The organism is Streptomyces hainanensis (genome assembly GCF_004348415.1).
GTDB lineage: Bacteria > Actinomycetota > Actinomycetes > Streptomycetales > Streptomycetaceae > Streptomyces > Streptomyces hainanensis.
The window spans coordinates 1-17,083 of record NZ_SMKI01000124.1; the positions used below are offsets into that span (position 1 = coordinate 1).

The window sequence follows — 17,083 nt, forward strand, 5'->3', positions numbered from 1 at the left end:
CCCCAACCCCCCGCTACCGCGCCATGCCGACGAACGCCCGCGAAGGCGCTCGCGCCCTGCTCCGTGCCGTTGGGCGGCGCGAGCCGCTGTGGTGGACGACCCCGACCAACGCCGAACTCGCCCAGCGTATGAAGCGCTCCGCCCCTCTCGACCTGACCGACGCGGACGTTCCCGGATTCCTGGACGCGGAGCGCGAACGCCGTTGATCGTCATCGGCTGTTCGGCCCCGGTCCACGGACTGACCGACGCCGGCAGGCGTGGAGACATGGTGCGCGCCAGAATCGCCGCTCATGAGCTGGCGGCGCCGACGCTGCTCGACGAGGCGTTGGCCATATGCCAGGCGCTCACCATCCGCCGGTACGAGGCCATGCCGTTCTGGCCCCGGGTGCGGGAGCTGTCCGCGAATCTGTCGGCCTACGACGCGGCGTACGTCGCTCTCGCCGAGGCCCTCGGCGTCGATCTCGTGACGAGCGACCGGCGCGTCGGACGGTCCGGCGTCGCTCGCACCACGGTCGACGTTCTCCGATGACCGGACCGGGCGAAGGACGACGGCCCCGCCGGCGGGGGCCGCCGACTTCTCGGCCCGCCGGCAGGCGTCACATCACTTCCGGCGATCGCCGAGGAGGACGACCGCTCCCGTGATCAGGGCGAAGATGACGATGGGGGCCAGCACGAAGAGCGTCAGCGTCTCGAAGACGCTGAGGCCGGGGCCCGGGTCGTCGCCGTCGTCGCGGATCAGGGCGAAAGCGGGGGAGGACACCAGCGTCAGCAGCACCGTGCCGACCGCGACGGTCGCCGCGCGCTTCGCGTTGCGCGTCTTGTTCAGGTTCACCACAGGGGCCACAGTATCGGGCGAGGTCGTCGACCCCGTTCACGGCCCCGTCATCTCGTCGCGGACCGCCGCGAGCAGCGCCGCGACGCGGGGTGAGGTGGCCAGCGCCTCCAGGGTGACCGGGCGTCCCTCGGCGTCGGCGATCGGCAGGCGCCAGTTGGGGTATTCGCGGTAGGTGCCGGGCACGTTCTGCGGGCGGCGGTCGCCGGTGGTGTCCGGGAGCCAGACGCCGACCATCCGGGCCGGGGTGCGGGCGAGGAAGCGGTAGACGGCGGCGATCCGCTCCGGTTCGCCGGCGTCCGGCGGCAGCAGGCCGAGGCGGTCGAAGTAGGCCAGCCACTCGGCGCTCTCGTCGAGCGCGGTCCGCAGTTCGCCCTCCGGGTCGTCGGTGATGCCGAGCGTCTCGCGGAGCCGGACGTAGTCGGCGGTCAGGCGCGCCGCCGTGGACGGCAGGTCGTGGGTGGTGGCGGTGGCCAGGCAGTCGACGCGCCACGCGTCGGACGGCAGCGGCGGGGCGTCGGGCCGCGACCAGTCGCGTTCGAACCACAGCACGGAGGTGCCGGCCATGCCGCGCCCGGCCAGTTCCTCGCGCACGCCGGGCGGCACCGTGCCGAGGTCCTCGCCGATCACCACGGCGCCGGCCCGGTGGGCCTCCAGGGCGACGACGCCCAGCATGGCGTTCGCGTCGTAGGAGACGTAGGTGCCGTCGGCCGGTCCCGCGCCCTCCGGGATCCACCAGAGCCGGAACTGGCTCATGACGTGGTCGATCCGCACGCCGCCCGCGTGCCGCAGCACGCCGGCGAGCAGTTCGCGGTAGGGCGCGTAGCCGTGTTGGGCGAGCCGGTCGGGGCGCCAGGGCGGCAGACCCCAGTCCTGGCCCCGGGTGTTGAACGCGTCCGGCGGGGCGCCGGCCGACATGCCGCCGGCGAGCAGCCGTTGCTGGGCCCAGGCGTCGGAGCCGTGCGGGTGGACGCCGAGCGCCAGGTCGTGGACCAGGCCGACGGACATCCCGGAGGCGCGGGCGGCGCGCTGGGCGCGGGCCAGCTGGGTGTCGGTGAGCCAGGCGAGCCAGCTGTGGAAGTCGACGCGGTCGTGGTGTTCTTCGCGGGCCCTGGCGGTGGCCGGGGAGCGCGGGTCGCGCAGCCCGACGGGCCAGGCGCGCCAGTCGGGGCCGTGCAGTTCGGCGAGCGCGCACCAGGTGGCGTGCTCTTCGAGTGCCCGGCCCTGCGACGCCAGGTAGGCGTGGTAGGCGGCGTGCCGGCCGGGGCCGCGGGGGACGCCGTGGAGGATCTCCAGGGCCTGGTGCTTGAGGGCCCAGATGGCGTCGCGGTCGATCAGGGCCTCGCCGCCGAGGACCCCGGCGCGCAGCTCGGCGGCGCGGGCCAGCAGCCGGTCGGTGTCGCGCCGCGCCTCTCCGTCCAGGTACGCGTACTCGGGGACGTCCTCGATCCGCAGGTGGACGGGGTCGGGGTAGCGGCGGGTGGCCGGCCGGTAGGGCGAGGGGTCCGTGGGGTGGTCCGGACCGCCGGGGACGGCGGCGTGCAGCGGGTTGAGCTGGACGAAGTCGGCGCCGTACTCGTGTCCTGCCCAGCTGGCGAGGTCGGCGAGGTCCACCAGGTCGCCCATGCCCCAGGAGCGCTCGGAGAGCAACGAGTAGAGCTGGACCAGCAGGCCGTGGCCGCGGCCGGGCGGTGCCGGCAGCCGGGGCGGGACGACGATCAGGGTGGACTCGGCGGTGCGGCCGTCGGGGGCGGTGGCGCTCAGCGTGTGGTAGCCGAGCGGCAGCGCGGTCGGCCCGGTGGGGATCGGGAGGCTGACGCCGTCCTCGGTGCGCAGCCGCAGCGCGGTGCCCTCCGGGAGCGGCGGCGGGGCCTCGCCGTCCCGCAGCACGAGGGTGGGCGGCAGCAGGGGGCCGTGGTCCAGGTCGTCGGGGTCGCCGGGAAGCTCGTCGGCCTCGGGGTGGACGCCGAGGGCGGCGAGGACGGCGACCACCGTCTCCCGCGCCACCCGGACCGGTTCGCCGATCACGGGCTCGTAGGCCGTGGCGACGCCGTGGGCCGCGGCGAGCCGGCTGAGCCGTGTCGGCTTCTCCATCAGACCCCGCTCGGCTCCGAGGTCAGCGGCGGGTCGAGGGTCAGGGGCTGCTCGGCGGTCAGCGGCACCAGCTGGCCGAGCGGCGGCTCGCTGGTGAGGGGGAGCTCGTGGAGGGCGGTGGCGTCCGCCGCGTCGGCGGCGTCGGCCGGCATCGGGATCAGTGCCGGCCGTTCCTCGTGGAGCGGGCAGAGGGGATGGTAGGGCTCGATCTGGGCGGCGGCTCCAGCCACGGCGTTCTCCGTTCGCGAGGGCGGCGTACGCGGGTGCGCGCTGCTTGCCCTACCCAGTGAACGCCACCGCACCCGTTCCCGCGACAGGAAAGCGAGACAGCTCACGCCGTGTGCGGCGGAAATTCTGCCGCCGGCGGCGGCCGGCGCCGCCTGTTTTTGCGGCGGCGGGCCGATGAGCGGCTCGCCGCGGCCGGGGATCGTGCGACCTTGCCGCCGGCGAAGCCCCGGCCGGCGGCGAAGGTGGCACAGCCACGTCGGTACCGACCCGGTCCCGGCGGCCACCGCGGCAGCGGCCGGGTCGCGTCATCTGCCGCGGTAGCGGCCCCGCGGCCGGGCTACGCCGATCTGCCCTCGATCCTGGCCAGCGCGTCGTCCGCGCCATAGGGCTGGAGATACGGCAGCCACCGCGGGTCGCGGTGGCCGGTTCCGATGATGCGCCAGGCCAGGCCCGACGGCGGTCCTGGCTGATGGCGTAGCCGCCAGCCGAGCTCGGCCACCTGCCGGTCGGCCTTGATGTGGTTGCAGCTGCGGCAGGCGGCCACCACGTTGTCCCAGGCGTGCTGGCCGCCGCGGCTGCGCGGGATGACGTGGTCGACGCTGGTGGCGACGCCCCCGCAGTAGGCACAGCGGCCGCCGTCACGGGCGAACAGGGCCCGCCTGGTGAGGGGGACGGCGCTGCGGTAGGGAACGCGGACGAACCGTTTGAGCCGCACCACGCTGGGCGCGGGGATGGCGTGGGTGGCGCTGCGCATGAGGGCGCCTGTGGACTCCAGGCTGACGGCCTTGTCGTTGAGGAGCAGGATGAGTGCGCGGCGGACTGACACGACGCCGAGTGGTTCGTACGACGCGTTGAGGACCAAAACGTGTGGCACGGACGCCCTCCGTTTCCGTCGGCGGCACGTGGCTCGCGCCGGGACGATCTCCCTCAGTGTGTCTCGTGTACTGCCGGTAGCGCCACCACGATCGGGAAATGAGCCGATTGTGTCGTTTGCCACATGCGCCCCACCGTTCCCCCTTCTTCCGGTGGTCGGGGACGGTCGGGGGGTGCCTCAGCCGCTCGCCTCCGCACCACCGGGGAGCGGGGCGGTGAGGTGGAGTTGGATGGCGGCACCGACGGACTCGACGAGCGTTTCGTAGTCCATGGAGGCGACCGGCTCCACACACAGCACGTAGCGGAGCAGGGCGGCGCCCAGGCTCTGCGTCATCACGAGCCCGGCGCGGGTCTCGAGCTCCGGTTCGTCGGGGAAGGCGCCGCGCAGGGCCGGCACCAACCGGCCGGCGAAGGTGGCCTGGATGGCCCGGGCGGCCTCCGGATGCGTCGGCGCGGCGCGCAGCACCGCGGCCTCGGCGCTGTTGACCCCGCGTTCCCACGGGTCGAGCAGGGCCCGGGCGAAGTGCCGGCCTATCTCCTCCCGCAGCACCCGGGAGAGGTCGGCCAGCTCGCTCTCCGCGCCCACCGTGACGGCGAACAGGCCGGCCTTGCTGCCGTAGTACCGCATGACCATGGCCGGATCGACGCCGGCCTCGGCCGCTATGGCGCGGATGGTGGCCTTCTCGTAGCCGTCCGCCGCGAAGCGGACCCGCGCCGCCTCCAGGATGGCCCGCCGGGCCGGCGCCGACCGTGGCCCGAACCGGCGCTCGACGGGTGGACGCCCCACCCCCGACGCACCGGCGGACCCATCGGCCGAACCGCCCAACACCCCCGGCCCAGCGGCCTCCTGGGCTTCCTCGCTGTGCTGCATGCGGCCAGGCTAACCAGGACCACTGACACCGTGTGACCACGTGGCGGGAAAAGCGCGACGAACGTGGACCACGCCACACAAAGCTCATCGCGTGCTCCCGCCGCGTCCCCGCCTTGTTTACCGTGGACCGGTGACGTGCCCGGCACCCGCCGGAGCCCGTCCCCCCACCCCCCGACACCGGATGAGCGAGACATGAGCGACAACTGGGAGAGCTGGCTGGCCGCGGGACTGCGGATCCTGCTGATCATGGCGATCGCGATGACCACGCGGTGGGTCGTGCGGCGCGCCGTCACCCGGCTGATCGCCCGGCTCAACCGCGAGGACCCGGAGAACCGCCGGCTGGGCCGCGGCGCGCTGCGGCAGAACTCCGAGCGGCGCCGGCAGCGCTCCGAGGCGATCGGCTCGGTGCTGCGCAGCGCCGCCTCGATGCTGATCCTGGGCACCGCGGGGCTGATGGTGCTCTCCGAGCTCGGCGTGCAGCTCGGCCCGCTGATGGCCAGCGCCGGTGTCGCCGGCGTGGCCATCGGCTTCGGGGCGCGCAGCCTGGTGCAGGACGTGCTCAGCGGGATGTTCATGCTGCTGGAGGACCAGTACGGGGTCGGCGACTCCATCGACGTGGGCGAGGCCACCGGCACCGTGCTGGAGATCGGCCTGCGGGTGACGACGCTGCGCGGCGCGTCGGGCGAGGTCTGGTACGTGCGGAACGGCGAGATCAAGCGGGTGGGCAACCTGAGCCAGGGCTGGTCGACGGCGCTGGTGGACGTCGAGGTGCCGGCGGACGCGGACGTCGAGGGGCTGCGGAAGCTGATCGCCGAGGTGGGCGTCGGGCTGTCCCGCGCCGAGCCGTGGCACGAACTGCTGTGGGAGCCCGTGGAGTATCTCGGGGTCGAGTCGGTCTCGGCCGAGTCGATGCTGGTCAAGGTCACCGCGAAGACGCAGCCGGGTCGGGCGACGGACGTGGAGCGGGAGCTGCGGTGGCGTCTGAAGCGGGCGCTGGACGCCGCGGGCCTCGTCAACAGCGAGCCCGTTCCGCTGCCGCTCGGCGCCCAGGGTGGGCCGCGCGGTCCCGGCGCCCCGGCCGAGCCGGCCGCGGCGGAGTGAACGACGCGCGCCGGACGCGCGGCGGGGCGGCGGGTCAGGCCGGCCGGCCCCGCGACGCCTCCGGCGCCTCGGCGGCGTCCGGGCGCGGCCAGGGGCGGTCCTCGGCGCGCTCCACGGTGGTGTTGTAGCGGACCAGCGCGGCCGCGAACGCGGCCAGCTCCTCCCGCGTCCACCCCTCCAGGGTGGCGCCGAGGCAGTCGAGCATGGCCTCCCGGTCGCCCCGCAGCCGGCGCTCGCCCTCGGCGGTGATCCGGAGCTTGCGGGCCACGCCGCCCTCCGGGTCGGGGATGCGCTCCAGCAGCCGGGTGCGCAGCATGGCGGCGGTCTGCCGGTTGAGGGTCGAGGTGTCGAGGCAGAAGGCGTCGGCCAGTTCCCCGATGGACATCGGGCCCTCGCTCTCGATCCGGCTCAGCACGATGTACGCGCTGCGCTCCAGGCGGTCGCCCGAGTAAAACTTCCGGAAAGTCCCCATCGTCGCGTGCCGGCGCAGCAGCATCAGTTCCCGCTCGATGTCCTCGATCTCCGTGCGCCTTTCGCGCTCTGCCCGCACTTCCGACGCCTCCTCACCACTCGCCAGGCCGGGTTGGCGCAGCCTCTCGCATATGTACTCTACATACGGTGTGCATCATGCACATAGCCGCGTCGTGTGCGGTTCTCGTCCTGAGCCCTTGGAGCGGAGACCCCATTGAGTACCCCCTCGCCCGCGCCGCGCGCCGGAGTCGTCGTCGCCGTGCTGTCGGGCGCCGGTATCACCGCCTCGCTGATGCAGGCGCTCATCGTGCCGCTCATACCCGAACTGCCCACGCTCCTCCACACCTCGGCGGCCAACGCCTCCTGGGCGATCACCGCCACCCTGCTCGCCGCCGCCGTGGCCACCCCCGTCGTCGGCCGCCTCGGCGACCTGTACGGCAAGCGGCGGATGCTGCTGCTCAGCCTCGGCCTGCTGATCGCCGGCTCGGTGGTCGCCGCGCTCGCCGACACCCTCGTCCCGATGCTCGCCGGCCGGGCCCTCCAGGGCGCCAGCATGGGCATCATCCCGCTCGGCATCAGCGTGATGCGGGACGTGCTGCCGGCCGAGCGGCTCGGCGCCTCGATCGCGCTGATGAGCGCCTCGCTGGGAATCGGCGGCGCGCTCGGCCTGCCAGCCGCCGCCGCGGTGGCGCAGACCGCCGACTGGCACGTGCTGTTCTGGGGCTCGGCGGCGCTCGGCGCGCTGGTCACGGTGCTCGTCGTGTTCCTGGTGCCGGAGTCCGAGACCCGGGTGGGCGGCCGGTTCGACGTCGTCGGCGCCGTCGGCCTCTCGGCCGGCCTGGTCGCCCTGCTGCTCCCCGTCTCCAAGGGCGGCGACTGGGGGTGGGGCAGCGCGTCCACGCTCGGCCTGTTCGCCGCGTCCGTGGTGCTGCTCGTGCTGTGGGGCGTCTGGGAGCTGCGGACCCCGTCCCCGCTGGTCGACCTGCGGGCGACGGCACGCCGCCAGGTGCTCGTCACCAACCTCGCCACCGTCATGGTCGGCCTCGCCATGTTCGCCATGATGCTCGTGCCGGTCCAGCTGCTCCAGCTGCCGGAGGAGACCGGTTTCGGCCTCGGCCTGTCCATGGTGGCGGCGGGCCTGTGGCTGGCCCCCACCGGCCTGGTGATGATGTTCGTCTCGCCGCTCTCGGCCCGGCTCTCGGCCGCCCGGGGCCCCAAGGTCTCACTGCTCGCCGGCACCCTGGTGATGGCCGTCGGCTACCTGATGGCGTTCGCCCTGACCGGCTCGGCCTGGGGCGTGCTGCTCTTCACCTCCGTCGTCAGCGCCGGCGTCGCGCTGGCCTACGCCGCCATGCCGGCGCTCATCATGGGCGCGGTCCCGCGCTCCGAGACGGCGGTCGCCAACGGGCTCAACACCCTGATGCGGTCCATCGGCACGTCCACGTCGAGCGCGGTCGTCGGCGTGGTGCTCGCCCACCAGACCACCGCGCTCGTCACGCCCGCCGGCACCGTCACCCTGCCGTCCGAGACCGGCTTCCACACCACCTTCGCCTTCGGCGCCGGGGCCGCGCTGCTGGCGGCACTGGTGGTGCTGGCCATCCCCGGCCGCGGCCCCAGGACGGACGAGGCGTCCGCCGGGCCGGCCGCCGACCGGCTGCCGGCGGTGGTGGCTGACGCCCGGGCATCGGGGGAATGATCGTCCCCATGACCACCACCCCCGTCACCATCCGCGGTTACCGGCCAGCCGACCGCGAGGCGCTCCACGAGATCTGCATACGCACCGGCTTCCAGGGCGGCGACGCCACCGGGCGCTTCCGGGAGCCGGCGATCCTGCCGACCATCTTCGCCGAGCCCTACGCGGCGTTGGAGCCGGAGCTGGTGTTCGTCGCCGACGACGGCGACGGGGTGCTGGGCTACATCGTGGGCACGGCCGACAGCGTCCGCTACTACGCGGACTTCCGGGAGCGGTGGCTGCCGACCGTCGCCGACCGCTTCCCCGCCCCCGCCGCGGGCGTGGGCGAACCGGCCGACCCCGACGAGGACCTACGGAACCTGCTGCACCACGTCGAGCTGATGCTGGTCCCGGAGATCGCCGCCGAGTACCCGGCCCACCTGCACATCGACCTCCTGCCCCCGGGGCAGGGCCGCGGCCTCGGCCGCCGCCTGATGACGACCTTCCTCGACGCGCTGCGCTCGCGCGGCGTGCCCGGCGTCCACCTCGGCATGAGCCCCGCCAACACCGGCGCCCGCGCCTTCTACGACCGCCTCGGCTTCGCCCCCCTCATCGAGGGCGGCGACGCCCCCACGAACTACCTGGGCCTCCGCCTCTGACCCTGCGGGGCGGCCCGGAAGAAGCGCGCGGGCGCCGCGAAGCGGCGCGGCTCCGGACACGGGGCGGCTGCGCGCCGCGAAGCGGCACGGGACCGCGCGGCTGCGCCGCGCAATGGCGAGCGACCGGCGGGCCGGGCGGCTGCGCCGCGTGCCGGTCGCCGCACGGCTGTGCGGAGCGGTGGCGCCGCGGGGCGGCGCGGGACCGGGCGGCTGCGCCGCGTGCCGGTGGCCGCGAAGCGGCATGCTGCCGAGCGCATGGCCGCGAGCAGTGCGGGAACCGAGCGACTGCACCGAGCCGCAGGCCCGTTCCGGCGCACCGTGGCCGCGCCCGCGACGACGTGGGCCGGGCCGCGTCCGGCCAACCGGCACAAGGGCCGGAGCCGGCGCGATGCCCGACGCGCGGCTGCCTCGCGCCGCGAAGCGGCGCGGGACCGGGCGGCTGCGCCGCGTGCCGGTTCCGGCGCGCCGAGGTCGATGCCCGAGCTGACGCGGCCAGGTCGCGAAGCGGCGCACCGTGGCCGCACCCGCGACGACGCGGGCCGAGCCGCGTCCGGCCAACCGGCATCGCCCGGACCCGAGTTCCGGCCGGGAAGCGGCACCGGACAGGGGACCGTGGCCGCCACGTGGCCACCGCCCGGCGCGGAAGCCCGGGTCCGGCCGGGCCACGGAGCGCCGCAGGCGCCAGGGGTTGCGGCCGCGCCGCGCCCTGCCGGCTCAGCCGGCCGTCGGCCGGCGGGGCCGCGAAGCGGCCCCCCGGCGCCGCCCCCGCTTCATGCGCCGCTACGCGGCGAGACGCTGCCAGATGCGGAGTTCGGCCAGGCGGCCGCGGTGTTCGCGGGTGAGGGGTTGGTCGCGGGTGAGCTGATAGCCCGCCGAGCGGGCCACCCCGTTGCTGGCGGCGTTGTCGCGTTCGATGTTGAGCACCGTCCGGTACGCGCCGAGTTCCTCGTGCGCGTACTCCGTCAGCAGGGTCAGCGCGCGGACCGCGAGCCGGTGGCCGCGGTGGGCGCGGCCGACGACGTAGCCCAGCTCGATCGAGACACCGGGCGGCCCGGTGTGGACGCCGAAGGCGCCGACCTCGCCCAGCGGCCAGCTGCCGTCGGTCGTGATGGCCAGCTGGATCCTGGTGCCGTCCGCGGCCCGCTCGTTCGCCCTGGTCACGTACTCCCGCGCGTCGTCCGGGCCGAACGGGGAGGCGAGCGGCGTCCAGTGGGCGACCTCGCCGTCGTCGAACAGTCCGGGGAGCTCCGGTACGTCGGCCTCGGTCCACTGCCGCAGCCGCAACCCCTGTCCGGTCAAACTCACCGTGGCGGGGAACACGAACTCGGGTCGGTCAGTCACGGGTTCCGTCCTTCCGTCGGGAACCGCGCGGCCGCCCGGCGCGTGAGCTGTGGGCAGTACGCAGCGGTTCCGAAGATCGCGATCACGAAACAAGATCCTGGCAGGGGCTGTCTGGTTGCCTCGGGCTGGCGGCATACTTCTCGCCGTGGCCCGTGCCGGAATTCGTGAGGGGGAGGGCCCATAACCGTGACGCATCCGCCGATCGCTCCGCCGGCACCGCCCGCGCCCGGCCCGTCGTCGGTGTCCGCGGCGTCGGCGTCGACGGCATCGGCGGCCGCGTCGGCGGCCCCGGCCCCCGTACCGCCGTCCGAGCCGCCGCGCCGCAGGTCGTGGTCCGAGGGCGCGGCCCGGCTGCGCGCCGCGACCAGGACCGAGCCTGGCCGGCTGCGGATCATCGGCGTGGTGGTCGGTGGCCTGCTCGTGCTCTTCGGCGTGGGTACGTCCTGGCAGGTCGCCGACCGGTACCAGGCCGCCGACACGGTGCTGGAGAGCAGTCAGCCGCTGAGCGCCGGCGCCGCCGAGATCTACCGGCTGCTGGCGGACGCCAACACCGCGGCCGCCACCGGCTTCCTGGCCGGCGCCGACGAGGACCCGGCGGTGCGGCAGCGGTACGAGGAGAACATCGCCAACGCGGCCGGCCGGCTCGCCGACGCGGCCGCCGACAGCTCCGGGTCGGCGGCCGCGCAGGCGTACATCACCCTGCTCAACGAGGGCCTGCCGGTCTACACGGGGCTGGTGGAGACGGCCCGCGCCAACAACCGTCAGGGCTTGCCGCTGGGCGGCGCGTACCTGCGGTACGCCGACGAACAGATGCAGCAAACCCTGCTGGTGGCCGCCGCCGACCTCTACGAGCTGGAGACCGACCGGTTCCAGCACGACATCACCGAGGCCCGCGCCTGGCCGTGGCTCGCGCTGGCCGCCGGTGGCCTGGCCCTGGTGGTGCTGGCCTGGGCGCAGCGGCGCCACTACCTGCGCACCAACCGGCTGTTGAGCCCCGGCCTGATGGCGGCCACGGCGACCGCCACCCTGTTGCTGCTCTGGCTGGGCGGCTCGCACTGGCTGGCGCGCGCCGCGCTGGACGACGCGGACGGCGGCGCGGCGCGTTCGCTCAGCTCCCTCAACGGCGCCTGGACGGAGGCGCTGCGCGCCCGGGGCGACGAGAACATCACGCTGGTGGCGCGCGGCGCGGACAACGCCTCGGAGGAGAGCTTCCAGGCCCGTCTCGAGACGCTGATCGGCCCCGACCCCGAGAGCCCCGGCGGGCTGCTCGGCGACGCCGCCGCGCGGGCGGCCGGTGACTCGGACGGCGAGGCGCCGATCCAGCGGGCCATCGAGGCGACCCGCGAGTGGGCGGCGCGGCACGCGGCGGGCCGGGAGCGCGAGTTGGCGGGCGACTACGACGGCGCCGTGGAGCAGGTGATCGGCGGCCGCGGCTCCACCCGGGAGATGTTCGACCGGGTCAACACGTCGCTGGCCGAGGCCGTCGCGCACGAGCAGGAGCAGTTCGAGGCGGCCGGCCGCCGGGCCAGGAGCCGGCTCGACGGGCTGGCGGTGGGCGCGGTGGGCCTGGGGGCGCTCGGCGTCGCCGGCACGGCGCTCGGCATCGGTCGCCGCCTCTCGGAGTACCGGTGACGACGTCGGAGAAGGTGGGGGTGGAGGTGCCCGAGGTGGAGGACCGCGGTTCCCGCGGGCGCGCGACGGCGCTGGCCACGGCCGCCGCCGCGCTGCTGCTGTCGCTCGCCGCGGCCTGCGCCGCCCCGCCGGGACCCGGCGGCCCGGGCGGCGCCGGGCGCCCCGTGTCCGAGGCCCGGGCCGCCGACGACGCGGGCGGCGGCATCGGCCCGTTGGCCGAGCCCGAGCGCTGCGACGGGCAGCGGAGCGCCGCCGAGTCGTTGGCCCCCGCCCGGATCGTCGGCGACGCCGTGGCGGACATCCGGGAACGCGGCCGGCTCCGCGTCGGCATCGACCTCAACAGCTACCTGTGGGGCTACCGCGAGCCGGGCAGCACCGACATCGTCGGCTTCGACATCGACCTGGTGCAGGCCATCGCCGAGGACCTGCTCGGCCCCGACCCCGAGATCACCTACCTGGCCATCCCCACCGTCCAACGGATCGACGCGGTGCGCGCCGGGCAGGTCGACATGGTGGTGCGCACCATGTCCATCACCTGCGAGCGCTGGAACCAGGTGGCGTTCTCCACGGCCTACTTCGAGACCGGCCAGCAGCTGCTCGTGCCCAGCGGCTCGGAGATCACCGGCTTCGACGACTCGGTGGCCGGCCAGCGGCTGTGCCGCGCCGACGGCACGACCGCGGCGCGGCTCCTCGACCGGCAGGACCACGGCGCCGAGGTGGTCCGGGTGGCCAACCACCTCGACTGCCTGGTGCGGATCCAACTCGGCCTGGCCGACGCCCTGATGACGGACAGCGCGCTGGCCGCCGGGCACGTGGCGCAGGACCCGTCGATGCGGCTGGTCGGCGACCCGCTGACCATGGAGTCCTACGGCGTGGCCATGAACCAGGACAACCCCGACCTGGTGCGCTGGGTCAACGCCGTGCTGGAGGACTACCGTGCCGGCGGCGTCACCAGCGACTGGCGCGCGTCGTACGACACGTGGCTGGCCGAGTATCTCTACGACCAGCGGAACGACCCACCCCCACTGCCGCCGGAACCGCTCTACCGCGAGTGAGCGGCGGGCGTGACGAGCGGTACCCCGCTCCCCTTACGGGGAAGGGATGCAGGATCAGGACCGAGCGGGCCACCGGGCCGGCGAGAGACGGAGCTTGAGGCGAAGGCCCCGGGCGACCTTGGGACAAGGGGGAAGAGCCATGGCCCCGGATTCCACCGGGAAGGCGTTGAGCCGGGACGAGGTGGACCGCGCGCTGGCACGTCTCGGGGCCGAGCACGAGGCGATCGAGTCCTCCCTGCTCGCCCTCCAGGACCACGCGGGCCGCCGGCTGCTGGAGGGGGCCGAGCTGGCCGGCACCACCCGGGAGCGCTGGGCGCGGGCCGAGCGGCTGATCCCGCTGCTGTGGACGTACTTCGACACCTGCACCGAGGCACTGCACGCCGCCAGGCAGCTGCGGGCCCGCAGCCGCTACCCGGGCGAGGACGAACTGCGGCGGCTGAGCGCCCTGCTGGACGGCGCCCACCTGGAGGTGCCGGGCCCGGCGGGCGAGGGCGGGCGGCCGGTCGAACCGGTGGGCTGGCCCGAGCTGGTGGCGCGGGTGAACGCGGGCTACGCCGGCGTGTTGGACATCGTGGCGGCGGCCGACGCCGTCTGGTCGGCGCTGCCCGCCCGGATAGACCTGCTCTCCGCCGAGCTGCGCCGGCTCTCCGCGCTGGCGCACTCCGTCGGCGTGCGCCCGGGCGACCACCCGTCGGGCGACGAGCTGTGGCGCGTCACCGAGGAGCTGACGGCGCTGCGGGCCGAGGTGATCGCCGACCCGCTGGCGTTCTGGATCTCGGCCGGCGGCAGCAGCGCGCCGGGCGGCGGCCGCCCCGACACCGCGCGCTACGACCGCGCGGCGCGCGCCCTCGACGACATCAGGCGCGAGGTGGACGCCGTGATCGGGGTCCGCAAGGACGCCGAGGAGCGGCTGATCCGGCTGCGCGACGTGCTGTCCAGGGCCGACCGGACCCTGGCCGAGGCCCGCACGGCCCGCGGCGAGGTGCTGGCCAAGATCGCGGCCTCCGAGGTGCCCGCGGTCAGCGGCCCGCCGAGCCTGCTGCACGAGGAGCTGGCCGCCGCCGCCGACTACCGGCGGCGCGCCCAGTGGCACCGGCTCTCGCCGCTGCTCGAACGCCTCGAGGTGCGCGCCGAGGAGGAGTTGCACCGGGCCAGGGACTCGCTGTCCGCGGTGACCGTGCCGCTCGCGGTGCGGGCCCAGCTGCGCGGCCTGCTCGACGCCCACCGGGCGCGGGCGGCCAGGTGTGGCAAGGCCGAGGAGCCGTTGCTCGTGGAGCGGTACGATGCGGCGCGCCGGCTGCTGTGGACGGCGCCGTGCGATCTGCGCGCGGCCGAACACGCCGTGCTCCGCTACCGGGAGGCGGCCGCGGAGGCGCTGATGACGAGGAGCGACTCGTGAGCCTCCTGCCCGACGACCGCGTGTGGCCCTGTCAGCGGCCTGGCTGCCAGGGCGAGTACGAGGACGTCGGCGACGGCGAGCTGTACTGCGGCGACTGCGGTCTCGCGCCCGTGGTCTCGCCGTTCGGCATGCTCGGCGAGAACGCCACCGGGCTCTCCCGCTCGCTGCGCCCGGCCGGCGACGACGTCGACTCGCGGAGCTCGTCGGCCGACTCCCGCGGCTCGGCGCGCTCCCGGTCCTCGCGCCGCTCGGTGCCCGGCCGGCTCTCCCGCTCGCTGAGCGGCGGCCTGGCCCTCGACCCGGTCTCGGTGCGCAGCTCGCGGTCGAGCACCAGCGGCCCGGCGCGCTCCCGGCTCGGCGCCGGTCTGGTGACCATGCCGGGGGTGCCGCGCCCCGACCCGCTGTCGGCGGTGCTCGAACACCCGGAGGTGCCCGAGCGCAAGCGGTTCTGCGGCAACAGCGACTGCGGCGCGCCGGTGGGCCGCCCCCGCGCCGGCCGGCCCGGGCGCACCGAGGGCTTCTGTACCAGGTGCGGCCACCCGTACTCGTTCGTGCCCAAGCTCCAGCCGGGCGACGTGGTGCGCGACCAGTACGACATCGTCGGCTGTCTGGCGCACGGCGGCCTCGGCTGGATCTACCTGGCCATGGACACGGCGGTGGAGAACCGTTGGGTGGTGCTCAAGGGCCTGCTCGACACGGGCGACGAGGACGCGATGGCCGCCGCGATCTCGGAGCGCCGCTTCCTGGCCGAGATCGAGCACTCCAGCATCGTCCGGATCTACAACTTCGTGGAGCACCTGGACCGCCGTACGGGCAGCATGGACGGCTACATCGTCATGGAGTACGTCGGCGGCAAGTCGCTCAAGCAGATCGCCAACGAGCGGCGCGCCCCGGACGGCCACCGCGACCCGCTCCCGGTCGGGGTGGCCTGCGCCTACGGCATCGAGGCCCTGGACGCGCTCGGCTACCTGCACAGCCGCAACCTGCTCTACTGCGACTTCAAGGTCGACAACGCGATCCAGCAGGACGACCAGCTGAAGCTCATAGACATGGGCGCGGTCCGGCGGATGGACGACCAGGAGAGCGCGATCTACGGCACGGTCGGCTACCAGGCGCCCGAGGTCGCCGAGATCGGCCCTTCGGTGGCCTCCGACCTGTACTCGGTGGCCCGCACGCTGGCCGTGCTGACGTTCGACTTCCAGGGCTACACGACGTTCTACGCGGACAGCCTGCCGGAGCCGGAGAACATCGAGGTCTTCCAGCGCTACGAGTCCTTCTACCGGTTCCTGGTGCGGGCCACCGACCCGGACCCGTGGCGCAGGTTCGGCTCGGCGCAGGAGATGGCGGAGCAGCTGACGGGCGTCCTCCGGGAGGTCGTCGCGGTCAACAGCGGCCAGCCGCGGCCGGCGCTCTCCCCGCTCTTCGGGCGCGAACTCGGCGTGATCGACACGGAGTTGGTTCCCCGGACGGCGGGCGAGGTCTCCCTGCTCGGTGTCCGACGCAGGCCGCGGGCCGGCGCCGTCGCGCCGGACCCGGCCGAGCAGACCCGACAGCCCGAGGCCGTCCCACCGCAGGCAGGTGCCGACGCGTGGGCCGAGCGTGCCGGCCCGTGGCCGGCCGGGCCGCACCGGGAGGGAGGTCCCGGCGCGCGTGCCGGCTCCGCGCCGGAGGCGGGCCGGCGGAGCGGCGCCGGCCGGCTGTGGCCGTTCCGGCCCCGGTGGCCGGCGGCGCCGGCCACCGGGCCGGGCCAGGCCGCCCGGCCCGCCGCGGCGAGCGGCCCCGTGACGGTGCGGCCGGACGTGCGGGCGCTGGCGCTCGCGCTGCCGGTGCCGCGGGTGGACCCCGGGGACGCCAACGCCGGCTTCCTCGCCGGGCTGATGGCCACCTCGCCCGCCGACCTGCTGGTCGCGCTCCGCGGCGCGCCGACCGACTCCGTCGAGTGCCGGATCCGGGAGCTGCGGGCCTACCTCGAGGTCGGGGACGCCAGGTCGCTGGCCATCGCCCGCGCGTCCGCCGCCGGCCTGGCCGAGCGTCGGGGCAGCGACTGGCGGGTCGTCTGGTACCAGGGCGTCACCGCGCTGGTCACCGGGGACCGGGAGGCGGCCGCGCTCTCCTTCGACGCCGTCTACGACGCGTTCCCCGGGGAGTTGGCGCCGAAGCTGGCGCTCGCCGTGTGCGCCGAGGTGCTCGGCCAGCTGGACAACGCCGCCGACTACTACGACCTGGTGTGGACCACCGACCCCGGCCACGTCAGCGCCGGCTTCGGCCTGGCCCGGGTGCGGCTGGCCGCCGGCGACCGGCGCGGTGCGGTCGCCGCGCTGGAGTCGGTGCCGGAGACGTCGGCCCACCACACGGCGGCCCGGGTGGCCGCGATCCGGGCGCGGCTGCGGCAGCGCCCCGCCACCCAGGACCTGCTGCCCGACCTGCTGGCGGCCGGTCAGCAGCTCGCGGTACTCCGTGGCGCGGGCCTGGAACCGTGGCTGGCCGAACAACTGTCCTGCGAGGTGCTGGGTTCCGCGCTGGACTGGGTAATCTCCTGCACCATCGGATCTTTCCCAGAGCAAACAGACCAGGGACGACTACTGCTCGGCGCGCCGCTGAACGAGACCGGGGTCCGGTTGGGCCTCGAACGCTCCTACCGGCGGTTGGCCAGGCTGGCGCCGACCCGAAGTGAACGCATTGAACTGGTGGAGGCGGCCAACCGCTTCCGCCCGAGGACATGGGTGTGACAATGCCGAGGCTCGACCAACTCTCCGCCTGCCCCGGCTGCGGTGAGCCGCTGGAGGACGACGACCGCTTCTGCGGCGTCTGTGGCACAGACCTGCAAACGGTCGGACGCGCCCCCGCCCCCGCGC

17 protein-coding genes are annotated in these 17,083 nt (G+C 75.0%); 10 read left to right on the plus strand and 7 right to left on the minus strand.

All coding sequences use genetic code 11. The features are described 5' to 3' along the window. Positions 1-206, plus strand: a 206-nt coding sequence (locus E1283_RS13805; protein ID WP_207930391.1) for a hypothetical protein, incomplete at its 5' end; no start/stop codon positions are given. 59 nt (positions 207-265) lie between these two features. Beyond that, a complete protein-coding gene (locus E1283_RS13810) occupies positions 266-529 on the plus strand; it encodes a type II toxin-antitoxin system VapC family toxin (protein WP_243744825.1) in 264 nt (87 codons plus the stop codon). 72 nt (positions 530-601) lie between these two features. Here the strand turns inward: E1283_RS13810 and E1283_RS13815 are convergent, their stop codons facing one another. From E1283_RS13815 to E1283_RS13835, 5 genes are all read right to left on the minus strand, one after another. Beyond that, complete coding sequence (locus E1283_RS13815; protein ID WP_481906694.1) at positions 602-832, minus strand: hypothetical protein; 231 nt, start codon at positions 830-832, stop codon at positions 602-604. A 39-nt stretch (positions 833-871) separates the two neighbouring features. After that, positions 872-2,926 carry a 4-alpha-glucanotransferase gene (malQ, locus tag E1283_RS13820; RefSeq protein ID WP_132818311.1) on the minus strand — a complete coding sequence of 685 codons (2,055 nt, stop codon included), beginning with the start codon at positions 2,924-2,926 and terminating at the stop codon, positions 872-874. Continuing rightward, positions 2,926-3,156, minus strand: a complete 231-nt coding sequence (locus tag E1283_RS13825) for a hypothetical protein (protein ID WP_132818312.1) — start codon at positions 3,154-3,156, stop codon at positions 2,926-2,928. Before E1283_RS13825 ends, malQ begins: the two co-directional genes overlap by 1 nt. Positions 3,157-3,491: 335 nt before the next feature. Further along, entirely contained in the window at positions 3,492-4,028 is a 537-nt protein-coding gene (locus tag E1283_RS13830; RefSeq protein ID WP_132818313.1) for an HNH endonuclease, read from the minus strand. A gap of 177 nt (positions 4,029-4,205) precedes the next feature. After that, positions 4,206-4,898 carry a TetR/AcrR family transcriptional regulator gene (locus E1283_RS13835; RefSeq protein WP_132818314.1) on the minus strand — a complete coding sequence of 231 codons (693 nt, stop codon included), beginning with the start codon at positions 4,896-4,898 and terminating at the stop codon, positions 4,206-4,208. Between the two features lie 192 nt (positions 4,899-5,090). Between E1283_RS13835 and E1283_RS13840 the strand changes: the two genes are divergently transcribed. Next, positions 5,091-5,999 (plus strand): mechanosensitive ion channel family protein, encoded by a 909-nt coding sequence (locus E1283_RS13840; RefSeq protein WP_132818315.1) that lies wholly within the window; start codon positions 5,091-5,093, stop codon positions 5,997-5,999. Between the two features lie 34 nt (positions 6,000-6,033). On the opposite strand, the gene E1283_RS13845 is transcribed toward E1283_RS13840, so the two are convergent. Continuing rightward, entirely contained in the window at positions 6,034-6,495 is a 462-nt protein-coding gene (locus E1283_RS13845; protein WP_132818320.1) for a MarR family transcriptional regulator, read from the minus strand. A 189-nt stretch (positions 6,496-6,684) separates the two neighbouring features. On the opposite strand from E1283_RS13845, the gene E1283_RS13850 reads away from it, so the two are divergent. After that, entirely contained in the window at positions 6,685-8,166 is a 1,482-nt protein-coding gene (locus E1283_RS13850) for an MFS transporter (protein ID WP_243744827.1), read from the plus strand. 8 nt (positions 8,167-8,174) lie between these two features. Continuing rightward, a complete protein-coding gene (locus tag E1283_RS13855) occupies positions 8,175-8,801 on the plus strand; it encodes a GNAT family N-acetyltransferase (RefSeq protein ID WP_132818316.1) in 627 nt (208 codons plus the stop codon). Positions 8,802-9,581: 780 nt separating this feature from the next. Here the strand turns inward: E1283_RS13855 and E1283_RS13860 are convergent. Next, positions 9,582-10,142, minus strand: a complete 561-nt coding sequence (locus E1283_RS13860) for a GNAT family N-acetyltransferase (protein ID WP_207930392.1) — start codon at positions 10,140-10,142, stop codon at positions 9,582-9,584. A 186-nt stretch (positions 10,143-10,328) separates the two neighbouring features. Between E1283_RS13860 and E1283_RS37240 the strand changes: the two genes are divergently transcribed. From E1283_RS37240 to E1283_RS13890, 5 genes are all read left to right on the plus strand, one after another. Beyond that, positions 10,329-11,774, plus strand: a complete 1,446-nt coding sequence (locus E1283_RS37240) for a hypothetical protein (RefSeq protein ID WP_165956112.1) — start codon at positions 10,329-10,331, stop codon at positions 11,772-11,774. Beyond that, the gene (locus tag E1283_RS13875; protein ID WP_243744828.1) at positions 11,771-12,829 is read left to right on the plus strand and encodes a glutamate ABC transporter substrate-binding protein; all 1,059 of its coding nucleotides are present in this window, start codon (positions 11,771-11,773) and stop codon (positions 12,827-12,829) included. Before E1283_RS37240 ends, E1283_RS13875 begins: the two co-directional genes overlap by 4 nt. A gap of 139 nt (positions 12,830-12,968) precedes the next feature. Next, positions 12,969-14,228, plus strand: coding sequence for a hypothetical protein (locus E1283_RS13880; RefSeq protein ID WP_132818319.1), 1,260 nt, complete (start codon positions 12,969-12,971; stop codon positions 14,226-14,228). After that, positions 14,225-16,957 (plus strand): tetratricopeptide repeat protein, encoded by a 2,733-nt coding sequence (locus E1283_RS13885; RefSeq protein ID WP_243744829.1) that lies wholly within the window; start codon positions 14,225-14,227, stop codon positions 16,955-16,957. Before E1283_RS13880 ends, E1283_RS13885 begins: the two co-directional genes overlap by 4 nt. 2 nt (positions 16,958-16,959) lie before the next feature. Continuing rightward, the coding region (locus tag E1283_RS13890; protein ID WP_132818323.1) for a zinc ribbon domain-containing protein at positions 16,960-17,083 on the plus strand (124 nt) is incomplete at its 3' end.